The sequence below is a fragment of the Simiduia litorea genome (genome assembly GCF_042853465.1).
GTDB classification, from domain to species: domain Bacteria; phylum Pseudomonadota; class Gammaproteobacteria; order Pseudomonadales; family Cellvibrionaceae; genus Simiduia; species Simiduia litorea.
In genome coordinates, this window is sequence record NZ_AP031497.1 from 603,209 (window position 1) to 627,280 (window position 24,072).

Consider the following 24,072-nt stretch of genomic DNA (forward strand, 5'->3'; position numbering starts at 1 on the left):
AGGTGCTCTACATGTTACATACAGCTAAGTGGTTCGTATTTACTTCCCTTCTAACGCTCATCGCCTGCTCGGGCGGAGAGAAAAAAACGGCTGAAGATGCAGAGCGACATTTTAAATCTGCCGTTGTTTATCAAAAACAAGGGCAGTTGCGTGCGGCTATGTTGGAGGCTCGCAACGTTATCCAGTTGACCCCAGAGTCACCTAGAGGCTATGGGGTGTTGGCCGATATTTATAATCAAATCGGCGCATTTGGTCTGACTATAAAGTTACTTGAGGGCAAATCGTTAACCTCACCAGCGTTGGATACCTATTTAGCTCAGGCCTACCTTGCTAGCAAAAAATATCGCTCGGCCTTGTCGCTGTTAGAGTCGCCTGCGAATACGACCTTTCCCACAGATTTAGCATTGGAACGTAAGCAGCTGCTGGGTGAGACCTACCTCTATCTCAAAGAAAAAGAAAAGTTTGATGCACTACTCAATGGTCTAGCGGCTGATGATGCGGGGCGTAACGTCTATTTGTATCTCTTGTCTGCGGCGGATTTGTCTGCGGAAAAGGTCGATAAGGCGCAGGCGCAATTGAATGAGCTGGTTGGGCGTGATCCCCAAGCCTTTGATGCGCTCACATTGCTGGGTGATATCGCCATCTATAAAAACGATTTGGATGCATCCGAGGCTTTTTACACCAAGGCTTTGGGCACCTTAACCAATACCGATGTGTTTCTGGCAGATAGAACCTTTGTTCTACGACGGTTAATTGAAGTGCTATCCCGTCAAGGGCGTTCAGCTGAAGCTTTTGCCTACCAAAAACTATTGTCAGATGCCAACCCTGGTAGTTATGCGGCGCAACAGAAATTTAGCGACGCCATGGAGCTTTATATTGATGGTGATCTGGACGCTGCATCGCGCTTGTTAAAAGAACTGAGAGAGCAGTATCCGCAAGATAAAAACTCGGCAACCCTGCTCGGCGTGGTGTCGCAAAAACAGGGCGACAATGAATTAGCGGCGGAGCTTTTTGACGAATATTTAGATGCGGAGACGGTAACGCCGTCTGTGATTCAAGCCGCCGCAATCGCAAAACTCAATACCCAGAAAGCCGACGAAGCCGTTCAAATGCTCGAGGCGGCGGTTGAGTCGCAACCAGATAATGCCGGTATTCTAGCGACCTACGGTTTGGCTCTGGTGGAGTTGAATAGAGATTCTAATGAGGCATCCATGATGTTGGAGCGGAGCTTAGCGATAGACTCCAGTCAGCACAGGTTGAGGCTGGCGCTGGCTCGCAGCTATATGGAGCGGGGGAAGCAGGAGCAAGCGCTCGCGCAATTGAAAAAAGCTTACACAGATCAGCCGCAAGATTTTCTCGTGCAGCAAAGCTATTTTAGAACATTGGCCGCCTTGGGGCAGAAGGATGTATTAAAGCAAGAGATAGATGGCTTCAATAAACAAAATGCCGATTCACCCAAAGGCATATTTTTTGCGGGGTGGCACGACCTATCAGAAAAAAAATATGCAGAGTCTATTAAAGCCTTCGAGCGGGTGATTACCTCACAAAACCCTGAGGTGAGCGGCTTGGCTTATGCTGGCCTAGCTCAGGCCTACGAGGCAAGTGGTAACTTGGTAAAGGCCACTCAGGCTTGGGCTGACGTTATCAAGCATAACCCAGCATCTTTACGAGCCTATGGCCAATGGCTAACGAGTTTAAAAAAGCGTGGTCAAGTTGATAGAGCCATAGAGCAGTTAGCTGCCATGGCGTTGCCCGAAGGCCATTGGCAGCCTGATTATGTGAAAGCGCGTATAACCTTGGATCAGGGCGACTTGCCGCAAGCGTTGTTGCTTGCCCAAGGCGCTTTAACTAAGCAGCCAGAGCAGCCGATAATTCAAGCCTTTACCGCTGAGTTGTATCAACAGCAGGCTTTTGACTTTTATAAAAATGCAGATCAGGCTAATGCGAAGCGCGCGCTAATGAAGGCGCTGGAATTACAACCGGAAAATGTTACTTATGTTGCTAACCTCATTAAGATAGAAATGGACGGCGGTAATAATGAGGAGGCGCAGAAAATTCTAGACTCCTTTGGTTCAGCCAAATCTGATCTCAATAGCCGGCACTACTTGCAAGGCAAAATATACGAACGCAGTGGCGACTTGGTAGCCGCCCTCGTGTCTTATCGCGCGAGTTGGGAGCAGGCCCCGTCGGATTTAACCGGCGATGCTATTTTCAACGCCCTGCGAAACGATAAAGCCAGACCCACCGCCAGTATTGATTTTTTGGAGGATTGGGTGAGAGCAATGCCTAGGTCTACAAAACCTCTGTTGTACAAGGCGATGGCTGCTCAAGCCAGTGGCGATAAAGCAAACGCGGAGAAACTCTACTCAAGCGCGTTGGATCTAGCGCCGGATATTCCTGCTGCGTTGAATAATCTTGCCTGGCTATATTTTGAAAATGGCGATCAGCGCGCGTTGCCTACGGCAAAGCGAGCTTATGATCTTGCGCCTACCAGTGCGCCCATCATGGATACCTACGGCTGGTTATTGGTGCAATCTGGCGACGTAAAAACGGGCCATGCAATTTTAGTTCGAGCTAGCGCTCAGGCGCCGAGCAACACAGAAATATCCGAGCACCTAGCTGCGGCGAAAGCCTTACTTTAACTTTGCCTCAAATTTTGCCACTCACGCCTGCCGCTAGTGCGGCAGGGGTCTGAATAGATTTCTATGAACAGTCCTAATGTTTTGCCGGCCTTGCCTTTTGATGTGCAAGATAGCGTATTTAGAACCAACGCTTGGTGTGATGCTTGGCTGGCAACTTACGGCAAACTAAGCCAAGTGAAAACCATCGATCTGGGCGGTGCTGGTAATAGCTTGGAAATGGTTTATCTCGCCAGCGCTATGTTCAAAAAGGTGATTCCTATTCAGGAAATGGCGCTTGTAGGCTGCGGTGGCTTTATCGTGAACTCTCCTCGCTCGGAATATAATCAGCTCAATGCGTTGGTAGCGAAACTGGGTGACAAAGAGAAAATAATTCAGTCGCTCGATGGTCTTGCCTGGAATCGTCTGCATTTAACCGATTTTTCACACATAGAGCATTCGCTTCTGGCTCAGTTTTTTGCCGCTAGTAACTACCATGCTCAGCACCAAGAAGACATTGCTTACCAAGTAAGTGCTGTCTCTATGGCTGAGTATATGGATTTGCTCGGCAAGAATACGCGGGGCCGATATTTTAACAAACGCAATAAGTTGGAAACTTCCTTCAGCACAGAGTGGCGGCGCTTAAATGTGGACACAGATCTCGCTGAGTTTTTTGGATTGCTTAACGGCTTTCATCTCAAGCGTTGGTCTCAGCCTTGCTATTCCGATTTATCTCAAGCTTTCATCGGGCAATTTCTGCAAGAGATTCAAAGGGCAGGTGGTTGTGTGCATTTAAGCGTGCTGCAGCTCAATGATGCGCCTCAGTCGGTTTTACTGGATGTGGAGTGGCGCAATAGGCGTTACAACTTGCAGGCGGGCTTTGACGAGTCGATTGCGGGCAATTGTAAGTTGGGTTCTATTCATTTGGGTAAAGCGATTGAAGAGGCGGTGCTTGCTGGCGTTGTTTATGACTTTATGGCTGGCGAGGGCTTGAAATCAAATTACAAATCGAGCATTGCAACCCATCGGTTTGACTTGTCGTCAGTCACTATTACGCGTGGCTGGATGGGTAGATTAAAAAATTGGAAATCGAATTAGCTGTCATCGAGCTAAGGAATTGAGGATGTATTTTGAGTAGTAAGCTTTCACTGTTTATGCGCGGCTCTACCTTCCGGGTGTTGCAAACCTTGGTGAGTATCGGCATTGGCTTTGCGATGATGCCTTTCCTGATTGGCGAGCTGGGTAAAGAACTCTATGGCCTTTGGGTCGTAGTAGGTAGTGTTGTAGGCACCTATTACTTGTTGGATATGGGATTTTCACAGGCCGTTACACGGTTTGTGACCAAATATATTCATCAAGAGCGCTATGAAGATGCCAATAAAATTATTAACACCGCCTTGGTAATATACAGCGTGTTGGGCGCCTTTGTTTTGTTGGTGTCTGTCGGCTTTGCGTTTTTAGGCGCGGAGTCGCTCTTGGAAGATAAAAGCCAGGTTAGCCTAGTACAAATATTGTTGATTGTGGGCGGGTTGCAGCTGGCACTTGAGTTTCCCGCTAAAGCGTTCCCAGGCGTTATTGGCTCTTATATGCGTTTCGACTGGATAGCGAAAGTTCGAACCGCAAAAACCATTGTCGATGCACTGCTTATCTATATTTTCATTAGCAACGGCTACGGCCTTATTACTATGGCAGTCATTGGTTTTGTAACGGGCTGTATTAGCACGGCGATCTATGTGGCCATTGTTAACAAACTTTTTTCACAGTTAAAGTATGGCCGGCGCTATGTTGACCTGATGACGCTAAAGGGCATTTACTCCTTTAGTAAGTGGGTTTTTCTACTGGATTTAAGCGTCATGTTAAGAGGAAAGATTGATATTTGGCTGATCGCTTTCTTTCAAGGCAATAGCATCCTGACGGTGTATTATGTGGCCGTAAGGCTTGTGGATTATGCAATCAGTTTACTCAGCCAGGCTACAAATATGACCACGCCTATCTTTACCGAATACTATGCAAAAGAGCAGTGGCCTGAACTACGGCGCTCATTGAGAGACTTCATCAAGCTGGATTTCTATTTTGCATTGCTGGCCATGAGTGGCTTTTACCTACTGGGGGCAACATTTATAAATTTATGGATGGGGGATGCTTTTCCGGTGGAGCAAAGTTGGTCTTGTCTAGTGGTGCTAGTGGTTGGCCGCATGGCAAGTTATATTTCGTTACCGCTGCAATGTTTACTATTCACCTTTAATCGCCATAGGGATAACGCAATACTTGCAGTGCTGGAAACAGCCGTGGTGTTGTGTTTGGGGCTTCTATTAATTCCTGAGTACGGTATTCTAGGTGCTGCCTTTAGTGTTGCCATACCTACTTTTATTGGGCGTCTGGTCATTCTTCCTGTCATTTCAAACCGCGTGTTTCAATTTCTGGATTCGAAATTTCTGTTTCAGCTCCTCGCTAGCCTGTGCGCAATTGGCGCTATAACATACGGATACAAGTTTTCTGGCCTGCTGGTAGGGCGCGGCCTTGTCGATCTATTACTAGGCGCGACAATAGTCGTTATAACGTCAGTGACCACCTTAGTATTTTTGATTACAAGAGAAAACGTAACTATCTTGCGGCGCTGGGTTAGGGATAGGAAATAGTAGCAGCGATTTTTCAGGAGAATAAATTTACTATCGGTAATTGAATGGTAGTTTGTATATATGTCATTTTTATTCATGCTGGTTCCTTAAGTTGATGGCCGTCACGATTGTAGATCAGGCGAGTGTCATAGATGCTAGCAAGCTTATTTCTCACGATGCACTGTCATGTTTTAACTAGAGGGTTTAGTATAAATCGTATTTTTTAGTTTTTAATAGAAGAGTTAAATATTTTTTGTTTCCAAGGCATGGTTTTTCATAAGCTACTCTTGTGCTCCTAATCTTTAACTTTAATCTAATGTTTAAGAGCAGTCTAAACTCTTATTTATACCTTGTTGCTATTGGAGAAGGAAATTGGCAAAAAAAAATAAATTATTTCTATTTGTATTGTTTGGGGTTGTTCTCTTAGGCGGATATTTCTCAATAAAGGCGAAGCGATACCATGCTGACAGTTGGATATACAATTACGCATATGAAAGTGTGGTTTCCATATTTGATGATAAAAAACAAGTTCGTCATATAATATTTTACTTGGTAGATCATTTCGAGCCTGGAAGTGATGCAGCAGCCGTGAAGAATACTAGCTTATGGCTGGCTCGTTACACAAAGGCCGTTGAAAATATCTACGATGATTATGGTAGTAGGTTTCAATATACTTGGTTCTACCCTTACGACCATAAAAATGAAGACGTGCTTCGACAGCTTGCGACAATGTCTAAAAATGGATTCGGAGAGGTTGAGCTTCACTGGCATCATGGTCACACAACTAGCGAATCCTTCGCTAATGATCTAGATCAAGCATTAGAGTGGTTTTCTAGCTTCGGTTTACTGAGGGCGCAGGGGGATTCAGATTCGAAGTTTTCGTTCATTCATGGGAATTGGGCGCTGGATAATTCCGGGTTGCAAAAACACTGTGGAGTGAATGATGAAATTAGCATTCTGAAATCAAGGGGAGGGTACGCTGACTTTACCTTCTCAACACACAGTGTGTCACAGCCAGCCTATATAAACCGTATAGTTAGGGTTAAGGATGATCCATTGAAACCAAGATCGTACGAAAACGCAATTGACACTGAAGTTGGGTTAAAAAATGACGATTTCTTACTTTTTCTAGGGCCATCTGGTTTCAATTTTAGGCGGTTGCAGTTTGAGGTGGGGGCATTGGAATCTGACACTAGTTATACGACAGAGAGATTAAGGATATGGATATCCAATGCGCCAAGTGTTAAGGGGGCGGAGGAAGTAAAATTTATTAAAGTGCATACACACGGTATTACTGCAGAAGAAAACCTACTTAATGAAAATGGGATAGCTAAAATTGCGGAGGATCTTAGCTTATTTGCTAAGGAGTCCGGCTATAAGGTGCATTATATGACATCTAGGCAGGTGTATAACGTTGTTAGAGCAATTGAAAGTGGTATGGATGGGGATCCAGATCTCTATAAAGATTATGAGGTGAAAAGGCCGGCAGTTCAAAGTATGAAGACTTCTGACTAACTTCACTAGTAGGTCGCCTCAATATGCACTTTTGAAATATAAACGATTCTTAAGGTGCTTCATGTGTCAAAGTAAATATAGGTAATTTAATGGAAAGCATTGCTGGTGCAAGGCGGAGCAATGGTGGAGTCTTTTGGCCAACTTTAGTAGCGCTCTACTTGTTCTGTTGGTACATGCAATTAGGCTATCGGATTGATTTTTTAGCTACGATTCGATTTGAGCTTCTTCTCGGCGCGGTGCTAGGCCTTAAGGCAATCATTGTTTTGATGCAAGAGCGTGCGCAGAGCCATGGGCTGACAAAGCCCGTTTTCGCTTGGTTTACCATTTTGATTATCTATACAATTTTTTCATTTTCACCTGAGTATTCTAAGAATATATTTGTTGACCGTGTGCTGAAGTTTTCAATGACGGCCCTATTTCTAAAGGCATTTATTAAAGATGGAGCTTCTTTAAAAATAATCTTAAGTGGATTTATTTTAGCCATTTTGAAGCTAGGTCAAGAAGGCTTTGTCGGATGGCTTTTTGGAGGGCTTGTTTGGGAGAATCAGGGTATTATGAGGTTGCATGGCTCAATACCAAACTATCAACACCCTAATTCGTTTAGTGGCCTAGCCGTAAGTTGCCTTCCGTTCGCGTTTTATCTATTCCCTCTTGCGGTAGTTAAGGAAAAGCTATTGCTAATTGTTTTGGGTTGTTTTTTGTTGACTATAATATTGTTTACTGGATCGAGAACCGGCTATGTTGGCGCTTTGTTTTTTTTGGTGCTATTTTTTTCCGAAACTATAAAACGCTATTGGTTTCGAGGAAGCTTGTCAGCGATTTTGTGTGTAGTTTTGATTGCCAGTTTTGCTCCGGATCAATATGTCGGTCGGTTTGAGAGTATCTTTACGGGAAACGAGGCCGAAGGCGCATCTACTTCGGCTAGGATGCAGATTATTCATGATGCTGTTGAAGTCTATTTTGCATATCCATTTGGGGTTGGTGTGGCAGCATTCCCTGCAGTTCGGCAAGAAATGTTTGGTCGCGTTCAGGATACACATAATCTCTATCTTGAATTGTTAACCAATCTATCCCCGATTGGTGTTTTAATATTTTTATGGTTTATATTTAAGATGATTTCCGTTAACAAGGGGATTATGAAAGATGTTCGCGCGAAGCCTATAAATATAGCACTGTCTAAAATAGTAATTTCCTACTTGTATCTGCGCCTAGTTCTTGGTGTGTTTGGCATGGATGCATATGAGGTATGGTGGTGGTTTGCACTAGGCCTGACTTTTGGCAACTTAAATCTTTTGGCTTCGGAAAATGACTAATCGACCTCAGGGGGGGAATATGAGCCCATGTGTATATAGGAGTAGTCTTAGTGCTTTTGGCGTTGGGAATACACTTGTACGCTTTAAAGCAACTTCGTGAACGTGACTTTAATAAAAGAGATATCACGAATCTCCTTAAAATAGTTTCACTGCCTCCTGGCCTTGGTCGTCAAATACATTGCGAAGGGGCTATCAACCTAGTTTATTCGGCATAGACTCTATACAAGCCTATGCCAAAAAAAGTGTGTTCAGCAAAGTCATTACATTTTTGGGCATGCAGGGCAATTTAACTTTGTATTTACATTGAGATCATTACTATCAAAAAAATAGATATAGCTTGTATTTGATTTGTGTATTGCGCTGCCTTCTGGGGCTTTCGCTACGACTAATGTGTCGCTCCATGAAACTATCTCCAAAATGTCGCTGCTCTTGCCGTATGCCCATTCGTTTGAATTGGCAATTTCAAATCGACGACGGTTTTCGCCAATGTATATGTCGTCCAGCATGGTTGTCATGGATCTGAAGTTTTCAGCGCCATGATCAAAGCCGAGAACCTGCACGTAAAGCGGAGTATTTACATATGCTGGACTCTTTTTGCATCCGGTCATGTCATGAGCGATTATCCCGTTTATTCGAATGAGAATCCTTTTATCATTTAAGTTTACAAAGAATTCGTGACGGTTCCACTTTCCAACCTCTCCATTCCAAGTGAACCAGCTTTCTCCATCACAAGTTAAATGCATTTGGGTCCATGAAATTCGAGTGCCGTTGCCGTTTGGATCATCCCAAATACGAATAAATTTATTAGAGCCCCATTCACCGTTAGGATGTTCCGAAGGTTTATACCACCAAGAAACATACATCGTATGAGACGAAGCTGTTGTTGGAAAGTTAGCACCGCTTAAGAAATTCTTATGTCCTTCACCAAAGTAAACCGGACCCGTTTTTCCGTTTCTGAGTGTTTCGGATTTCCTGAAATGAAAAGGTGACCCGTATTGATCGGTGTTTTTTTTCCAAGTATAGCTAGGACCTACCTGGACTTCCTTACCGTCCACTCCTCCTTGCTCGTTAAAGCTGGCGCTTACATCATCCCAAAAGTACATGGGTGAGGTGTCACCAAATCCGGTTCCTGATATTTCAATGGTATCTCCGTTACTGATAGCGCTAGTAATTGTTGCGCTCATCGATGTGCTGGAGATAGACGAAAAAACTAAAATAAATAGAAGCCTTGAGCTAATCATAGTGATGTTCCTGAGGATTACAGCTACAAAATAGCTAGCATTTGAAATAAAATCCAATTTATTTCGTAAGTATATAGACTGGTTGGCAATAATACATCCTTTATGTCGGAGTGCGTTCAGAGTTGAATTTGTAATAATTTTTTAGACTAATAAAGTATGGTTTGACGTTGAAATCTGTGCTGTCTTGAAGATCAGTTTTGGACGTTTCTAGCCAGTGATTAGGTTATGTTTTATCTCATTGATATGCATTTTCGGGCACGATGCGCTGTCAGTAGAACATAGAGTGTGTGTAGTTAACCGGTTGGCCTTAAGATTACACGTCTTAGTTTAGAGAGCTCTGAACAGAAACACCATGGAAGTGTAGATCGACACAAGCCGACGGAGCTCAATACTCCATCGACAAATCTAGTTCACCTCCTCTTCCATCTAAGGTCGTGATTCTGAAGTTAGAGAGCCTTGAGGTAATCTTCTAGTCTTATGTAGTCGAAGCTCCAATTGTATAGATTTTCTGTTGCGTCTCTTCCATTTCTACCTAGTTTCGCTCTAAGCTTTTCATCTCGAAGTAATAACAATAGTCTGGAAAATTCAAGTGCAGAGTCGCTTTCCGCGCTTACTCCACAATTCGTCTCCTTAATGATTCGAGATACAGGAATAATGTGGGAAGATAGAACAGGAAGCCCTTTTTGCATATAATCAAACAATTTATTTGGTACAGTTGTGTTCCAGTGCGGACAGAATCGGTAAGTAATAATGCCGACATTACAGGACTCCAAAATTTTTTCTACTTCATGGTGGTCTAGCCATCCATGCACCTTCACTTTATTTTTTAAATTTAGCCTGTCAATTTGTTCTGTAAGGGCCTGTTGAGCACTTCCTTTTCCTATTATATCTAGCTGTATGTCAACAGAGATTTTATCGTTGTTTGAGCAGTGAGATATGGCATCTATTAATAGGTCAAGCCCCCTGATTCTCGTTACAAATCCAAGGTAAACAAGATTTAGTTTATTACCCTTATGAACAATTGGTGGCTTATTGCTAGAAATAGGCGTATTGCTAACAATCAATATCTTATCTGACGACACTCCTTTATTTAACAGTCTATCTCGAGATTCCTTTACCATGACTAATATTCTGTCGGATAATTGGCAGCAAATGTACTCCTTAATAGAGCTCAATGTAGGTGATTTTGCGATCCTCTCGAATATGTTTGTCTTGTCGCTATCTAGGCTTGATCGATACATTTCTGGGTAGCACTCGGCCATATCATACACAACTTTAGCTCGTAGAAATTTTGCAATGATAATTGCGAGAGGCATGAGTGGTAGATCTCTTACAATAATGACCTCCGTTCCTTGCCGTTGCGCGGATCGAAATACTAGCAGTATCCAGAAGGGGTTAAAGGAAAGTGGGATGTTTATAATTTTCTTTGTAAGCGTGTGAAATGTCTTCCATGCCTTTGGTAATCTAAATATTTTAATTTCCCCTTGCTTGTCCGCTTTTTCACGCTGCTCTCTATTTGCGCTGACAATTGTTACGTTTGCACCGCTATGGACGAGCGAAAGTGCTATTTTTTCAACTCGTACATCCCATGGATAGTCCTCTTTGTAAATAAAAAGAATTTTCTTGTTCAGGAGCGGCTGCATTATTTGATCCTTATGTTCTCTTTAGGTATGCGTTAATCTTTATGAGTTATTATGAGTAGATGCTCTGTATTTCCCTTCTAAAGATATCGGCGGAGTAGTTTTCTATATAAAGATTAAAAGCGTCATTTTGAATCTTCGATAAACTTCCTGGGCTTAGACTTAATCCTTTGAAAATTCGGTTGGCGGACTTATCTACATTGAAGTCTAAAAGAAAGCCATTTTTTTGGTCATCAATGTCCAGACCAATTTGACCGACTTTAGTTGTAAACAATGGAGTCTTGCCCCTCAAGGCCTGCAGAGCAGAGAGGCTAAGCCCTTCTTGTGAAGATGTGGATATGTAAAAGTCATAATGTTCAGGTAGATTATGGGCTTCCTGAGTATATCCTTTCATCCTTATATCTGCTCCGGTCCTGCTGTTCAAATGGGACTCTATAGCGGGTCTTTCCTGGCCGTCACCATAGATATCAAAGGTGATCTTCCTTTGAGGCATTAGTTTTTGAACTTGATCGAGCATGTCAATTGCTAGAGTTATTTTTTTCTCTGGATCTAGGCGAGTAACAGAGTAAAATTTAATTTCCTTAAATTTTGAGTTCAAAAATGGTTTTCTCTGCGTCCCGCTATTTTCTATTCCATTTGGAATATATTTGGTTGGTATGCTCAAATTGTTTTGGAGTACGTCCCTAATCTCGGAGCTTACGCAGACACTTTTGAACTCCAAAACTTGGTATGCGGCTTTTAGAAGTGCTCTTTTAGTACGTGACTTAATGGATTGATCGGTCAGCCAAGGGTACATACAGTGGCAATGGTAGATGCCTTTGAATTTTCTGAAAAACAGACAACCTAATAGTAGAGGAGATAACGAGTGATAGTGAAAAATTGTCCCCGCTTTTGGTCGCATATTTCGCAATGAAAATAGAGCTTCTAAAGTGCTGCCATTTTTCGCTAAACTAGTAGTTTTGTGTCGTTTGATTTTCTGGTCATCTTCGGCGTCGCCAGTCAGGAGCAGTATTTCGAAATTGAACATGTTCAACGAACTTATTATGTCATCAACCAGTGTTGTTATACCGCTTTTTGACCAGTGTACGAAGTGCACTATATTTTTTTCAACAACTTCCACATTAGAAACCTTATTTTGAGCGAGGTGTTTCCTCGGAGTATATTTTTGATTAGAAATAGCAGCTTTCTATAAGCTTGAAATTGAATTTCATTGGTGTTGTATTCATATATAGTGTTTAACCCATATGAAAGCTGTGTTGATTCTACTTCCAGTGAAGGCAAGCTGCATGAGTTTATTCTGGCATTCTGTACTTCGGCAAAAATACTCGTTTTATGATTGTTTTTTTCTATAAGTGCTGTGAGAACTATTGAGTCGACATTCATTTTTGACCACTGTAAGTCAAATATGAAATTGCCAAGGCTATAAGCAATTAATCCGCATTCTAAAAGATGAATTGGTTGTACTACATGTGGGTGATGTCCGACGATGATTTCTACCCCATGACTCACTAGCTCTCTCGAAAGTAACGTTACTGTTTGGGTAACTTCGGTTGTGGACTCGGTACCCCAGTGAATATAAAGCACTAAAACGTCCGAGAACTCCTTAATTTTCTTGCAAGCTTCGATTAGTTTTGGGGGGGTTGGGTTGTAATAGAGATTTTGGCAAGGATCGGTATTGTCGTTTATAAGAGACGCTCCAAGTATTGTGACTTTTGTATCTCCTATGGTGCGTGTAATGTATGGTTTGTCCACAAGGCCAATTACGGATAGTCCGGCTTTATATAGTAGTTCTTTGGTTCTATGGAAAGCTATGGGCCCATGCTGTGCGGTATGATTATTGGCTACATTGACAACATCGAAGCCCATTTCTTTGATTCTTTCGGCTGTCCGTTCGCAGCCACGAAATACCATGCTTTTCGGTGATTGCTTGTTAGCATTAAAGTCAGAGATGGCGCCCTCTAGGTTGCATACTTTAATGTCGCTCTTGGGCATTATTTCGCGGATGGAGCTGAATTTATTGTGACCGCATTCGAACAATTTTCTTGGTCCATGTCCGAATGAAAAGTAATGATCGCCTGGCGAAACATCTCCTACAAATGAAATTCTAATTTTGTTCTGCATGGCTTATAACCGGTCTGAATTTTCCAGAATTCGTTCTTTCAATGTCATCCACCAAAATAATATCCAAGATCATTCCCTTGCCTATTCGTTTTTCTAATTCCTCTCTCAATATTTTTTCATTTTGGTCTGAAAATGTACGCAGAGGCACGATATTGATGGTTAACGATAAGTCAGGAGACTGGATTATTTGAGCATACTTAATATTCAGCTCTGATTTGAATATTGGATCTAATCTGCCGATCTTTCTACCATCCTTAGTGATTATCAAGTCGTCCTTTCTTCCGTCCATGTCTAGAATATTTTGCGTGCCTGTAATGCTATCGAATTCAAGGCTAATATTGTCACCTGTGTTGTACCTAATGATAGGCATAGAGTAGTTTATAAATCCTGTGGCGATGTGGGTCCCTTGTCCCCTGCTGCTTATGCTGCCTAGCGTGTCAAGCACTTCTGAATAGCCATGTAGATGATTGAGTCTCATCGGTAGTTCTACATCCCTCCTGGTGCCAAAGAACATCATTTCAGTGCAGCCGTACTGATCCACTATTGGTGCATCGAAAGCAGATCTTATTGCGTTTGCTTGATTTTGAAGAAACCTTTCAGCGGTAAGAATTATAAGTTTCAATCTGATTTTTGGCTTCTTGTGAGCTAGCATCCAGAGTGCAATTTCATATAGTGAAGATGGGTACGAAAATATTTCATCAGGAGAATAAGATATTAGTTTTTCGTAATAAAGCTCTATGTTATTTTCAGAAAGATGATATGAAGAAAATAGCAAATTTTTATTGAAGTAGTCGTGCCTCCAGAAATGTCGCTGTTCTTCTTGTGTGGTGATAACTCTTCCCATTATTGTGGCGCGTCTATCATTTGTTTTTACGCCATACTCTGCTCTTAAGCTCGAAAAAAATGCGTAATGCTCTTGGCGTGATTGAATGTCTGTGGTCACCTTTAGTGGTGTTCCTGTCGTTCCGCTTGTGTACAAATGGAAGCGACCTCCTCTTAGTCGGCTATCATTAAGAATGAAGGATTCTGGATTTTCTATGATGCTATGTTTGTTAATTACTGGAAATCTATTGATGTCTTCAATGCCTCTAATGTCGTCCGCGCCAAATTTTTCCCGTCGGGCTAACTCTTTATAGAATGTAGTGTTTCTAACAGCATGTTTAGCAATCTCCACGAAGCATCTATCTATCACAGATTTTGTATCTTTCGATTGATACTCTTTAGAGATTTCGAAGACTTTTTTTTGTGAATGATTTCCGTATCTTTCTCTTTTAAGCTTAAGTCCTAGTATGCTGACGGCAATATTCTGCAACGAATACGGTAGAGAGAAATATACTTTTTCTGTGAGTTTCGTCATTGGGATCTCTCGGTTAATAGCCGTTTGTAAAGCGATTCATATTTTCTTGCCATGGCTCTAGAGGTGAAGTGATTGAAGAATCTGATTTTTGAACGCTCTATCACGGCTATTCGTTCTGTGGAGCTGAAGTAATCTTCAATAGCTTGTGCAATACTGTCTGCGCTTGGATGCTCTATATAGAAAGGATAGTTTTCTCCAAGGGCATCTGGTATCCCTCCAGCTTTGGTGGAGATAATGCCCGTGCCATTTCGCATTGACTCCAGTAAGCAGATTGGCAATCCTTCGGTAGTCGATGAGATTACCAGGCAATCATTTTCGTTTAAGAGATCGTTTACTTTTTCTGAGTAGCCTAAGAAAATAACATTACTGTTGTTCTCATCCGAAGCTAACTGAATCAGTTTCTCATGCAGATATCCGTCGCCGGCTATAGTAAGAACATACTTGTTGCTATCTCTTATATTTAGAATTGAAATCGCAATTATTAGTTCATGAAAATTCTTTTCTTTAGCGAGTCGTCCGACTGCAAGTATCCTTCTGGTTGCATTATCTGTGGGCTGTGATGGGGCGATAGTTAGAGGGTTTTCAGAGATTCCATTATTTATAACTTGTGATAAGTTTGACTTTCCAATATTCAAGGTTTTAGATTGGTGTTCGCTCACAAATATTACAGCATCAATAAGGGATAAGGCGAACTTGTCAACTAACTGGTAGTAGTACATTTTTGTCAATATATTTGCAGCTACATAGCCATGAACAGTGGAAACAACAGGAGTCTTTCTGAGCGGTGTCGCAAGCCCGAGCGGGATGTTAAACTTGTAACCGTGTGAATGAATAAGGTTGTAGGAATTGTCGCGCCCGATGCGAAGACAGTAGAGTATTGCTTGTATAAAACTACACCTAACTTTTATAACTCTAATGTTGTTTTTAACTGCCTGCTTTTCAATCAGTTTCTCTGGTTCATTTGGTCTTCCAAAGCTTATGATTGTAGGAGTTAGTTTTCTTTTGGTTTGTTCCTTGCATAGCTCAATAAGCATGCGTTCGGCCCCATACATTCCGCCACTGTCTATGAGGTGTGCTATTTTCACGCGCGTTCGCCCGTTATGTTGGCGCGCCTGGTAACACCATTCACGAGGCGTTTAAATACTCGAAAGTCTTTAGGTGCCGGCCAGCGGCCCACGCGCATACGGTTAGCCGGGTCTTGCGCGGGGAAAGCGACAACACCGTAGCGGTAGCCGCTTGCGAGCGAAAGTGCGTCTACCGAGGGTGATATATCTACTAACATGCCGTTTGGATAGCAAATGCCTGTGCAGTTATTGCCCAATTCGTCTTCTATGCGCTGCTTGGATGTGGCCAGCTCTGTTGTCAGTTCCTCATCGCTTAGGTTACTGAGAATCCGGTGGCTGACGGTATGGCTGCCTACATCCAAACCTTCGCTCGCCATCTCGCGTAGATTGTCCCAGCTAACACCACAAAACAGCGGCGACGGCTTTTGCGCTATGTCGACATTGAGCTGTGATGCTAGGTTACTGATGTATTGCGTGCGTTCATCGCTGCTTAAATTTAGGCAATAACTTGCGATCGTATTCCAGGTGCTTAATACCTTTGCCTCGGTAAGGGGCAGTGTGTTTATGCCATCGGCAACAACGTGCTGCGCCGGTGTTGTTAACAATATGTGTCGGAGTAAGTCCGGCCATAGCCAGCACTGATTGTCGATAAAGCCCGTGGTGACATAGAGCGTTGCGGGTAAATTATATTTTTTGAGAATCGGCCAGGCGTGAGTGTAGAAATCCTGATGACCATCGTCAAAGGTAATTGCAATCGCGTTGTTGGGTACCTCCCCAGACGCTTGAGCCTTGAGCAGCTCGCGGATGGGCAGTACATTAAAATGGCGTTTCAGATAACCCATGTGACGATCGAACTCTTCAGGCGTTACGGCTGGCACGAAGGGATTGTTGATGACGCGGTGATACATCAATATTTTGGTGTTTTTACGCGTCAAAAAACGGATGACTGCGAAGCCCCCGATTATTTCAATTCCTCTTAAAAAAAGCGGCTTTATCATTGTTAGTCTCTGCGCAAGAAGAGTTTTGCTAATAAGCGCCAACCTGCAACGTAGGTTGGTGCAATACTTAACCCCTTTATGACACCCAATAGGGGTTCCTTAAACAGTTTTTCGTTGCGGGCAATGGCGTTCGCTTGGCTGACGTACATGTCTGCCCATGCCAGTTTTAAAATCTTTGGCTCTACTTGGCTGCGAAAACGACGTTCAAATTTTTGTAGAATTCGAAACGCATGATCATAGCGACCGCGGTAGTTGCTCGACATTTGTCCTGACCACTTTCGGTAGACATAGGTTCGGTCATTGACATAGTCGAACTCCCAGTTGAGCGAATAGCGCAACCATAGATCCCAGTCGATACCCATACGAAATTCTTCATCGAAAATACCGTTTTGAACAATGCATTGCCGACGGATGACGGCGGTGCCAAAAGGGACGAAGTTGCGATGTAATAGTTGCTCAGTAACATTGCCCCTGAAGCCAATTTCAGTGCGGTCTACCGAATAGCGTTTGTTGTTCTCGTCTATGTTGCTGACATCACTGAAAACAACGCCCACTCTTGGGCTTTTAAACAGCGGCATCTGTACGGTGAGTTTATTGGGTTCCCAGAGATCGTCTGCATCGCAAAAGGCAATGAATTCACCTTTGGTATGTTTAATGCCGCAATTCTTGGCCTTAGGTTGGCCTTGGTTGGTATTTTTGATGTAGTTGACGCGAGGGTCTTGCGCATACTTTTCCATGACGTCAGCGGTGTTGTCTGCCGACCCGTCGTCCACCACAATCAGTTCAATGTTTTTCCATTCTTGGTTCAAAATGGAATCTACCGCTTGGGGTAGGTACTGTGCCATGTTGTACGTTGCGATAACGATGCTGACCAGTGGTTGCTCTTTTATAACCGACATATTGAAAACCTGTACTTGCCTGACGCCTCTTGGGGTATACGATTGACATCAATAATGGTGAGTGTGACGCTTGTTGGAAATACTTGTCGAAACTCAGTGATCAATGCGTCATCTGTGGTGTCGGTAAAGTCTTTGCCTTTTACGCGTAATATTTTTAATTCGTCTAATGTTTCCTGTACCAACTGCATTTGCTCTACACCGGGTACTTTGGTGAGGGTTCGCTCCACCAAGGAAATGCCGGCCACTTGACCGCCGTCAGGCTTCTTCAAGAAGTCGGCAACGCGACCTTCGAGTCTTTCCAGTAAGGGTAGGCCACGCCCACAGCTACATTGCCTCTGGCTAATAACGCCGACATCTTCGACTCGATAGCGGATAAGCGGCATGGCGAAGTTGTTGAGATCGGTAATCACCAGTTTGCCTGCTTGTCCATCGGCTACCGGTTGATCATTAGCGTCTAAGCATTCCAAAATAATATGTGGGGCATTAATGTGCATGCCCTGATGCTGTTCACATTCCACGGCAATTAAACCCACTTCCTCACAGCCGTATCGGTTGGTCACTTGACAGCCGAACGCCGCTTCAATCGCACTGCGCTCGTGCTCTAGCAACATCATTGATGTGGCTACTATGCCCTTTGGCCGCACCGTCCGAATGTCGTTAGCTAAAATAAAGCGGGCGAAAATATAGATGGAGTGGGCATGGCCAAAAATGACCTCCGGTTGATAGGTTTGCCATTGCGCCACGAACGCCTGCATGGAGCTGGGGTTGAGGTCCATGGTATCTAAGTAGATGGTTCTCTCGAGCAGTGCGGCGCGCAGTTTTTGTTTGAAAGTTTTTGCTATGGGCGGATTGCCCCATACAGCTGCTACACGGTGCCCAATGCGCCAATTTGCCATGGTGTCGGCATACATTTGCGCGGCGTTGCGCAATTGCTGACAGCGCTCGTCAAAATAAAGGTTGAGCGATACACCGGTGGAGCCGCCGGTTTTTGCGCGGTTGAGAGTATTCTTATCAACTTGGCTGCTAATAAATTTATCGGTGTTGTCGCGGATGTCGGCTTTGGTGGTAACCGGCAGTTTAGCAAGATCGTTGAGACTAAAATTGTCGCCCGAGGTAAATCCCGCTGCCACTAGTTGTGCGCGGTACCAAGGGCTGCTATCCCATGCGTGACGGATTAATTCACTAAGGCGTTGTTGTTGAAACTGTGCAAGTTCGCTAGGCGACTTGCTTTCCAGCGCTTGCAAGCGTTTGAGTTCCGCTAGCCGTACGCCGCCTTCTTTGGTGTCCCACAGGTAGTAGGCGAGTTTGCCAATCCAGTTGGCACCTAACATAGCGATTCCCCCTTTGCGTGCGAGCGGGCATCAGCTTGGTAGTAATGTAAGCTTTGGGCAATCATAGCGGAGATAGAAAAGTCCTTTTCAATGCGTTGTTGAGAAACCGCACCGAAACGTTCACGCAAGTCTTTGTTATTGCTTAGCGTGCGCACGGCATTTTGTAATGCGTCAATATCACCTTTTGGGATCAACAGGCCATTCTCATTGTGTCGAATTAATTCTGGGTTGCCTCCCACCTCGGTGGCAATGGTAGCAAGGCCCATCTGCATATATTCCATCAGCGTGTTGGATAGCCCCTCTGAGTCACTCACCAATAGGCCAATGTCCGCTTGAGCTAGCAGTAGCCTTGGCTCTTTGATGGAGCCCACCCAGTGAATACAAGCCTGTGCGTTATTATCGCGGATGTAGGTTTCTATTTCATGGCAGTAAGCTTTATCTTGCCGCTCGCCCACCAACGCTAGCTGTGTTGCTTGGCCGTCTCGATTCAGTTGGATGGTGGCTTTTACGGCATCCAGCGTGCGTTTTACCGGTTTTATGTTGGCGACCAATATCAGTTTTATGGCATTCGCTTGGTCAAATATTTGCGGTGCGCTGAGCGTTTCATCGCTGGCTACAAAGTCTTCTATGCCGTTGTAAACAACGCGAATTTTTTGGGCGGGCAAATTTTCTTTATTTTTAACCAGTGCTGCCACTGCCTTTGAATTGGCGATTACCGTATCGGTTCTGCCGCTGAGTAAGCTAAACAAAAGTGCCGGCTTGCCGTCGTAGATCAACCCCATGTCTCGGCGCGAGGTGATTATACGAAAACGTTTGTGTTTTAACGTGAGTGGCGCGAGCAAGCAGCTGTCGGGTAGCCAGGCGTGTACGGCCGCCACGTGTTCATCGATTAAGCGGCGCCTTAGCTGACGCATTTTACGCCAAGCCGAAACGCTCAGTATGCTTGAGATATCTAAACAGCTGATGGGGCAGGGGAAGTTTTCCAGCGCCCGCGTGAACGGCGTGTGGCGTAGTAACACAAGCTCAACTGCTAAACCTTGTGCCTTAAGCCCTTCCAGTAGTTTGTAGATCTGTCGCTCGCTGCCTGCGCCAATACTGTGTAGGGCGTCGACTAATAACACAATCTTCATTAGCCGACCCTTGGTTTCCAGAGGACAATTTTTTCGCCCTTGAGGAAGTTAATAAATGCCATGGCGGCAGCGATGTTAATTAAACAGAAGTAGTTTGCTAAACCAAGCCAGCGATTTTGACTTTCAGCCGCACTGGCATAACCGGCCGCCGCGTAAAATCCGAGCTGGCCGATAAAAGCGAGGAAATAAATAGGCGCTAAACCACTGAGTAAGGCGCTGCTTACAAACAGTAGCGCGAGTGGAAAAAACGCTAGGTAGCGCAGTAATTTATGAGAGGTGAGTTGTAGGCTAAATAAACCGTAGTTGGACGGGTTAAATAAGTGCCGCATATCCCACATGGCCCAATAGGCCCTCAAAGAGACTCTCACGCGCATGCGAAATTCGGATTGGCTGTTGTTTAATGCTTCTTCATTTAACAGCGCTTGCTCGCAAAATACGACGCGTTTGCCTTGGGTGACGACTTTCAACGGCAGCACAAAGTCTGGGAGTTGATCTGCGTTCATGGGCTGGTAGAGCTCGCGTCTGATGGCGTCAATGCCGCCATCGACACCGACCACTGAGCCGGTAACGGTTTCGAGCCGACGCATGGCATTTTCATATTTCATGTAGGCGCTGCAGCCGTCGCCTACCAGCGAGCCATCGGCATTGGTGTACACCATTTTCCCTGTTACGTAACCCACCTCTTGATCTTCAAAGCAGGCTATTAATTCGCTGACGGCATTTTTAGCGTAGTGGCTATTGGCATCGGAGAACACTATAAATTCACTATCGATTTGGCTGATAGCGAGATTCAGGCCAGCAGTTTTTCCCTGCCGTGGCGACTGGCGAATGAGTCGAACGTTGCTGTGCGCTTGAGCAATGCGCTGCACGATAGCGTCGGTGCCATCTTCGGATTCATCGGAAACGACGACAATGCTCAATTGTGTTTGGTCGTAATCTTGTTCGAGTTTGTTGAGAATGGTGCCCTCAATACTCGCCGCTTCATTGAACGCAGGAATAATGACGGTGACGCTGGGTGGCGTTGCAAACGTTTGCTGGGAGCCAAGGGTTTGTTTTGGTAACAGCCTTAGCAGCAAAGGGTAGCCGACATAGATGTAGCCAATCAGCAGAAGGCAAAACCAGAAAATAAACTCCATTTCTATTCCTTTATTGCTGCATGTATTTCTGCAGCCATGGTTGAAAGCGATTCGGTGGCTGTGGTGCAGCCTCGTTGATCACAGGGCTGCGTTAGGGTAATGAGCCTGAAGGTATCTTTACCGGCCAGCAGTGCTGGCACTTGCAGCAATTTGGTGACTCGTGAACTGGCGGAGTGAAAATCGCCGACCTGAAACCATTGGATTTGCAAAACTTTTTTGCCGCTGGTTTTGTGCTGCAGTTCGGCCGTCGCGTCGGCAAGCCTGAAGTGACTATTGTCGATCGGCGCTTTGCTCCAGCTCGATGACGGGTATAGGCTGCCGATATAAGGCACGAGCTTCTCGCCTTTTTTAGCTCTGCGATAACTGGTAATCGTGAGCTGAGCTTGCGCGCGCGTAAAATATTGATTCCATTCACTCGGCACTTCTTGGGCTAGGTTTTGGCTCCATAGTTCGTCGCTGTTGTCTGATGCAGGCTTGAAGCTTATGGGCAAGTTAACGGCTATCGATGTCTCTGAGCTTGGCGACGGTGCTATCAGGTACATCAGTGGCCCGGCACTGAGTAATAACAGGGCCATGAGAATACGGATAGATGTTGGCTGGCCGTTGGCTTCTAGCGCGGCAGCTTGTCGCTTACGTACGGGGGCGAAGTAGAGTGCGGGAAGGCAAATGCCGGCAAATAAAAGCCAGCCAAATAAATCGTGGTCGTTCATCAGTGAGCTTTGCATTTCGGTGTAAAAGCCAACCAAAATCAAGATGAAAATTCGTATCCAGTTAGTGACTAAAGCGAGCAACGCGGCAATCAGTAGTACCGGTACTAATTGCTTTTCTCGATAGCCATTTAGATAACTAATCAAGTAGCCCATGGCGAGTGCAATAATAAAATAGCGCAAGCCGGAGCAGCCATCGGCGATGACGATGTGGCCGTAGGGAATGAAAATGCTGTTGCCATCGATGACGGCGGGTATGCCGAACATTCTTACGAGTTCGCCCACGACCAGACCGGATAAATTCACCAGGCCGCCGTTCAGTTGGTCCCATAAGGTGATCGCGAAAATAGGGATAGCCAGTAGAAAGCGTTGGCTCCACGCGGTGTTGGGGCCGTAGATGTAGGCGATGGCAAAAAATAACAGTGCCAGCAGGCTGAGTTCGGCCAGCAAGTTGAAATCAATTAACGCAAATAGGGCCCAACAAAGGGAGAAAAATGCCAGCCCAAGGCCAATGCTGGCGGTGTGCAGTTTGGCGCAGCGTTGATACACAAACGGTAGCTCGGCATAGACTAAATATACAAAAATGCCGATGAGCAGGAAGCCGTGTGACAAGCCTTCGGACCATTGGGTCCATTTATGGAATAGGCTCGAAAAGCTCGGGTTGAATAAAATGGGAAGCAGAGCCAATAGCAGCAATGGAAGCCACTTTTTCCATAGCGCAGGCGCAGCTGTCGTTTGAGCTGTGATGTTAACTTCCATGTGATTGGCCAAGCAAATTTGACTGCTGATTCTACCCGAATTCGTCCTTTAAAAACAGGTCGAGCATGGGCGCGCTCCGCGGTGCTTAAAAACCAAAAAAGCCAGCAAGCTGGCTTTTTGTGCGGGTCGAAATGCCCGAGTTTAGGCTTTCTGACGACGGCGCGCGGCACCGAGGCCGATAACGCCTAAGCCTAATAGAATCAGAGAGCCTGGTTCTGGCAGGTTGCCAACAATGATGTCGTCGATGCCCCAGCCGTCGTTACCTTTGCTGTTTAGGAAGCTCAAGGTGGCGCCGGTGATGCTCATGCTGCTACGCACCGACACGAAACCTAAGTTGCCGCTCGCGAGGTAGGGTGAAATGGTGTAGCTGTCTGAGCTTGAGTTGTCATCGAAATATAGCGTCAGCGTGGCGCCTACGTCGGCAGCGTCAGCGATGAAGAAGCCAAAAGCGTTCATGCCGGCGGTTTGCGCGTTGTTGAACTGCCATGACACTGCGCGTGCATCATTGCTATCTAACCACAAGTCGCCCTGGTACGTAGACAGTGCTTCGCGACCGTATTCGCCAGTTGAGCGGCTCTCAATCATCAGGTGATTGTTGAACAGGTTGCTGCCCCCTTGACCGGCGCTGATTAAACTAAAAGTGCCCACGTTGGTGTTGTAGCTATTGGCGTGACTCATCCAGCTGTTTTGGTGAGTGCCGCCATTAGCAGCTGTACCGTTGGCAAGGCCGTCAAAGTTTTCGACAACGGTTGGGCCGCTGAGGTAAGACATGAACTGCGCTTGGCCAGCGTTGGCATCGGCGTTGTAATTAACGATAACCGAGGCGTTGGCGGCGGTTGCTGCAAACAATGCTGCGCAGCCCAGTAGTGATAGTTTTGCAAATGCTTTCATGGCTTATCCTTCCTATGGATAGATCGGGCCGCGTTTGTTGCTGCTGCGAGCCGAGTGTTAATTTATTGCTAGTGGCCTAAGCACTTTGTATGCCAGCGTCGTCTAAAGCATCATTTGCGCGGGTGCGTGGCGTTCAGGAGGGCGTTGGGTGAAGGCTTTTGTAAATAAAACCGACAGCCAGTTCGTTGGCGCGCGCGAGGGCTAGTTTAGTTGTAGGGTGTTAAGTTGAGGAACTGACTGTACAGGCCGTTGGTGTCGTAGGCTGCCACTTGGAACACATACAAGCCTTCGAGGTTTGCAAAGGTGTGTGATTCAGTCTTGTTGTCTTCGTATTGAATGTAGGTGAAGTCGGTTTGGCCTTGCTTTCGGTAACGCACTTCGTAGCCGCCTATTTCCGGTAGCGTGATTGGTTCGCCATTCTCTCTTTCGGTGGGGGCTTTCCAAATAAGAAGTACTTGCCCGCTCACCCAGCCCTCTGTGGGTTCTGGTGTAGGTGTAGGTGTGGGCGTCGGTGTAGGTGTGGGCGTTGGTACCGGCTCGGCGCCTGGTACATAGGGATTTTTTGCACCGCCACCACAGGCGCTGGTGAGCGCTACTAGGGTGAGTAGTGTTGCGAGTGAGTACCTATATCGCATTTTGTATCCGTTTTCCGTACATCGTTATGTCGAATGGGAATGTGCCTGTCATGGGTTACTTTGGCAATGGATTTAGGCGCCAAAGCGGCAAAATGTGAC

Annotated in this window: 19 protein-coding genes; 5 read left to right on the plus strand and 14 right to left on the minus strand. The window is 45.1% G+C overall.

The window, feature by feature from the left end:
* Positions 1-11: 11 nt before the first annotated feature.
* The 5 genes from ACGHTT_RS02685 to ACGHTT_RS02705 all read left to right on the plus strand — a co-directional run bounded on the left by ACGHTT_RS02685 (position 12) and on the right by ACGHTT_RS02705 (position 8,064).
* Positions 12-2,642, plus strand: a complete 2,631-nt coding sequence (locus tag ACGHTT_RS02685) for a tetratricopeptide repeat protein (RefSeq protein WP_390593333.1) — start codon at positions 12-14, stop codon at positions 2,640-2,642.
* A gap of 63 nt (positions 2,643-2,705) precedes the next feature.
* Positions 2,706-3,716, plus strand: coding sequence for a GNAT family N-acetyltransferase (locus ACGHTT_RS02690; protein WP_390593334.1), 1,011 nt, complete (start codon positions 2,706-2,708; stop codon positions 3,714-3,716).
* 32 nt (positions 3,717-3,748) lie between these two features.
* On the plus strand, positions 3,749-5,257 hold the full coding sequence (locus ACGHTT_RS02695) for an oligosaccharide flippase family protein (protein ID WP_390593335.1): 1,509 nt from the start codon (positions 3,749-3,751) through the stop codon (positions 5,255-5,257).
* Between the two features lie 351 nt (positions 5,258-5,608).
* Positions 5,609-6,751: a hypothetical protein gene (locus tag ACGHTT_RS02700; RefSeq protein ID WP_390593336.1), complete on the plus strand. Its 1,143-nt coding sequence runs from the start codon at positions 5,609-5,611 to the stop codon at positions 6,749-6,751.
* 89 nt (positions 6,752-6,840) lie between these two features.
* Positions 6,841-8,064, plus strand: a complete 1,224-nt coding sequence (locus ACGHTT_RS02705; protein ID WP_390593337.1) for an O-antigen ligase family protein — start codon at positions 6,841-6,843, stop codon at positions 8,062-8,064.
* Positions 8,065-8,324: 260 nt separating this feature from the next.
* Here the strand turns inward: ACGHTT_RS02705 and ACGHTT_RS02710 are convergent, their stop codons facing one another.
* The 14 genes from ACGHTT_RS02710 to ACGHTT_RS02775 form a co-directional block, all read right to left on the minus strand.
* Positions 8,325-9,305: a hypothetical protein gene (locus tag ACGHTT_RS02710; RefSeq protein WP_390593338.1), complete on the minus strand. Its 981-nt coding sequence runs from the start codon at positions 9,303-9,305 to the stop codon at positions 8,325-8,327.
* Between the two features lie 446 nt (positions 9,306-9,751).
* Positions 9,752-10,948 (minus strand): glycosyltransferase family 4 protein, encoded by a 1,197-nt coding sequence (locus tag ACGHTT_RS02715; protein WP_390593339.1) that lies wholly within the window; start codon positions 10,946-10,948, stop codon positions 9,752-9,754.
* A 49-nt stretch (positions 10,949-10,997) separates the two neighbouring features.
* Entirely contained in the window at positions 10,998-12,065 is a 1,068-nt protein-coding gene (locus ACGHTT_RS02720; protein ID WP_390593340.1) for a glycosyltransferase family 4 protein, read from the minus strand.
* Complete coding sequence (locus ACGHTT_RS02725; protein ID WP_390593341.1) at positions 12,041-13,066, minus strand: CapA family protein; 1,026 nt, start codon at positions 13,064-13,066, stop codon at positions 12,041-12,043. The genes ACGHTT_RS02720 and ACGHTT_RS02725 overlap by 25 nt, the downstream gene beginning before the upstream one ends.
* Positions 13,050-14,423, minus strand: a complete 1,374-nt coding sequence (locus ACGHTT_RS02730) for a hypothetical protein (protein ID WP_390593342.1) — start codon at positions 14,421-14,423, stop codon at positions 13,050-13,052. Before ACGHTT_RS02730 ends, ACGHTT_RS02725 begins: the two co-directional genes overlap by 17 nt.
* On the minus strand, positions 14,420-15,508 hold the full coding sequence (locus ACGHTT_RS02735) for a glycosyltransferase (protein WP_390593343.1): 1,089 nt from the start codon (positions 15,506-15,508) through the stop codon (positions 14,420-14,422). The genes ACGHTT_RS02730 and ACGHTT_RS02735 overlap by 4 nt, the downstream gene beginning before the upstream one ends.
* Complete coding sequence (locus ACGHTT_RS02740) at positions 15,505-16,422, minus strand: polysaccharide deacetylase family protein (protein WP_390593344.1); 918 nt, start codon at positions 16,420-16,422, stop codon at positions 15,505-15,507. The genes ACGHTT_RS02735 and ACGHTT_RS02740 overlap by 4 nt, the downstream gene beginning before the upstream one ends.
* Before the next feature lie 65 nt (positions 16,423-16,487).
* A complete protein-coding gene (locus tag ACGHTT_RS02745) occupies positions 16,488-17,384 on the minus strand; it encodes a glycosyltransferase family 2 protein (protein WP_390593346.1) in 897 nt (298 codons plus the stop codon).
* Positions 17,372-18,715: a phenylacetate--CoA ligase family protein gene (locus ACGHTT_RS02750; RefSeq protein ID WP_390593347.1), complete on the minus strand. Its 1,344-nt coding sequence runs from the start codon at positions 18,713-18,715 to the stop codon at positions 17,372-17,374. The genes ACGHTT_RS02745 and ACGHTT_RS02750 overlap by 13 nt, the downstream gene beginning before the upstream one ends.
* A complete protein-coding gene (locus ACGHTT_RS02755) occupies positions 18,709-19,845 on the minus strand; it encodes a glycosyltransferase (RefSeq protein ID WP_390593348.1) in 1,137 nt (378 codons plus the stop codon). Before ACGHTT_RS02755 ends, ACGHTT_RS02750 begins: the two co-directional genes overlap by 7 nt.
* Positions 19,845-20,981 (minus strand): glycosyltransferase family 2 protein, encoded by a 1,137-nt coding sequence (locus ACGHTT_RS02760; RefSeq protein ID WP_390593350.1) that lies wholly within the window; start codon positions 20,979-20,981, stop codon positions 19,845-19,847. Before ACGHTT_RS02760 ends, ACGHTT_RS02755 begins: the two co-directional genes overlap by 1 nt.
* Positions 20,982-20,983: 2 nt before the next feature.
* A complete protein-coding gene (gene xrt, locus ACGHTT_RS02765; protein ID WP_390593351.1) occupies positions 20,984-22,447 on the minus strand; it encodes an exosortase in 1,464 nt (487 codons plus the stop codon).
* Between the two features lie 141 nt (positions 22,448-22,588).
* Positions 22,589-23,338, minus strand: a complete 750-nt coding sequence (locus tag ACGHTT_RS02770; protein WP_390593353.1) for a PEP-CTERM sorting domain-containing protein — start codon at positions 23,336-23,338, stop codon at positions 22,589-22,591.
* A gap of 206 nt (positions 23,339-23,544) precedes the next feature.
* Complete coding sequence (locus ACGHTT_RS02775) at positions 23,545-23,973, minus strand: fibronectin type III domain-containing protein (RefSeq protein WP_390593355.1); 429 nt, start codon at positions 23,971-23,973, stop codon at positions 23,545-23,547.
* Positions 23,974-24,072 lie beyond the last annotated feature (99 nt).

Coding starts and splice junctions, on each gene's coding strand:
- ACGHTT_RS02685 (WP_390593333.1), top strand. CDS start 12: ATGTTACATACAGCTAAGTGGTTCGTATTTACTTCCCTTCTAACGCTC.
- ACGHTT_RS02690 (WP_390593334.1), top strand. CDS start 2,706: ATGAACAGTCCTAATGTTTTGCCGGCCTTGCCTTTTGATGTGCAAGAT.
- ACGHTT_RS02705 (WP_390593337.1), top strand. CDS start 6,841: ATGGAAAGCATTGCTGGTGCAAGGCGGAGCAATGGTGGAGTCTTTTGG.
- ACGHTT_RS02710 (WP_390593338.1), bottom strand. CDS start 9,305: ATGATTAGCTCAAGGCTTCTATTTATTTTAGTTTTTTCGTCTATCTCC.
- ACGHTT_RS02715 (WP_390593339.1), bottom strand. CDS start 10,948: ATGCAGCCGCTCCTGAACAAGAAAATTCTTTTTATTTACAAAGAGGAC.
- ACGHTT_RS02725 (WP_390593341.1), bottom strand. CDS start 13,066: ATGCAGAACAAAATTAGAATTTCATTTGTAGGAGATGTTTCGCCAGGC.
- ACGHTT_RS02730 (WP_390593342.1), bottom strand. CDS start 14,423: ATGACGAAACTCACAGAAAAAGTATATTTCTCTCTACCGTATTCGTTG.
- ACGHTT_RS02745 (WP_390593346.1), bottom strand. CDS start 17,384: ATGTCGGTTATAAAAGAGCAACCACTGGTCAGCATCGTTATCGCAACG.
- ACGHTT_RS02750 (WP_390593347.1), bottom strand. CDS start 18,715: ATGTTAGGTGCCAACTGGATTGGCAAACTCGCCTACTACCTGTGGGAC.
- ACGHTT_RS02755 (WP_390593348.1), bottom strand. CDS start 19,845: ATGAAGATTGTGTTATTAGTCGACGCCCTACACAGTATTGGCGCAGGC.
- ACGHTT_RS02760 (WP_390593350.1), bottom strand. CDS start 20,981: ATGGAGTTTATTTTCTGGTTTTGCCTTCTGCTGATTGGCTACATCTAT.
- xrt (WP_390593351.1), bottom strand. CDS start 22,447: ATGGAAGTTAACATCACAGCTCAAACGACAGCTGCGCCTGCGCTATGG.
- ACGHTT_RS02770 (WP_390593353.1), bottom strand. CDS start 23,338: ATGAAAGCATTTGCAAAACTATCACTACTGGGCTGCGCAGCATTGTTT.
- ACGHTT_RS02775 (WP_390593355.1), bottom strand. CDS start 23,973: ATGCGATATAGGTACTCACTCGCAACACTACTCACCCTAGTAGCGCTC.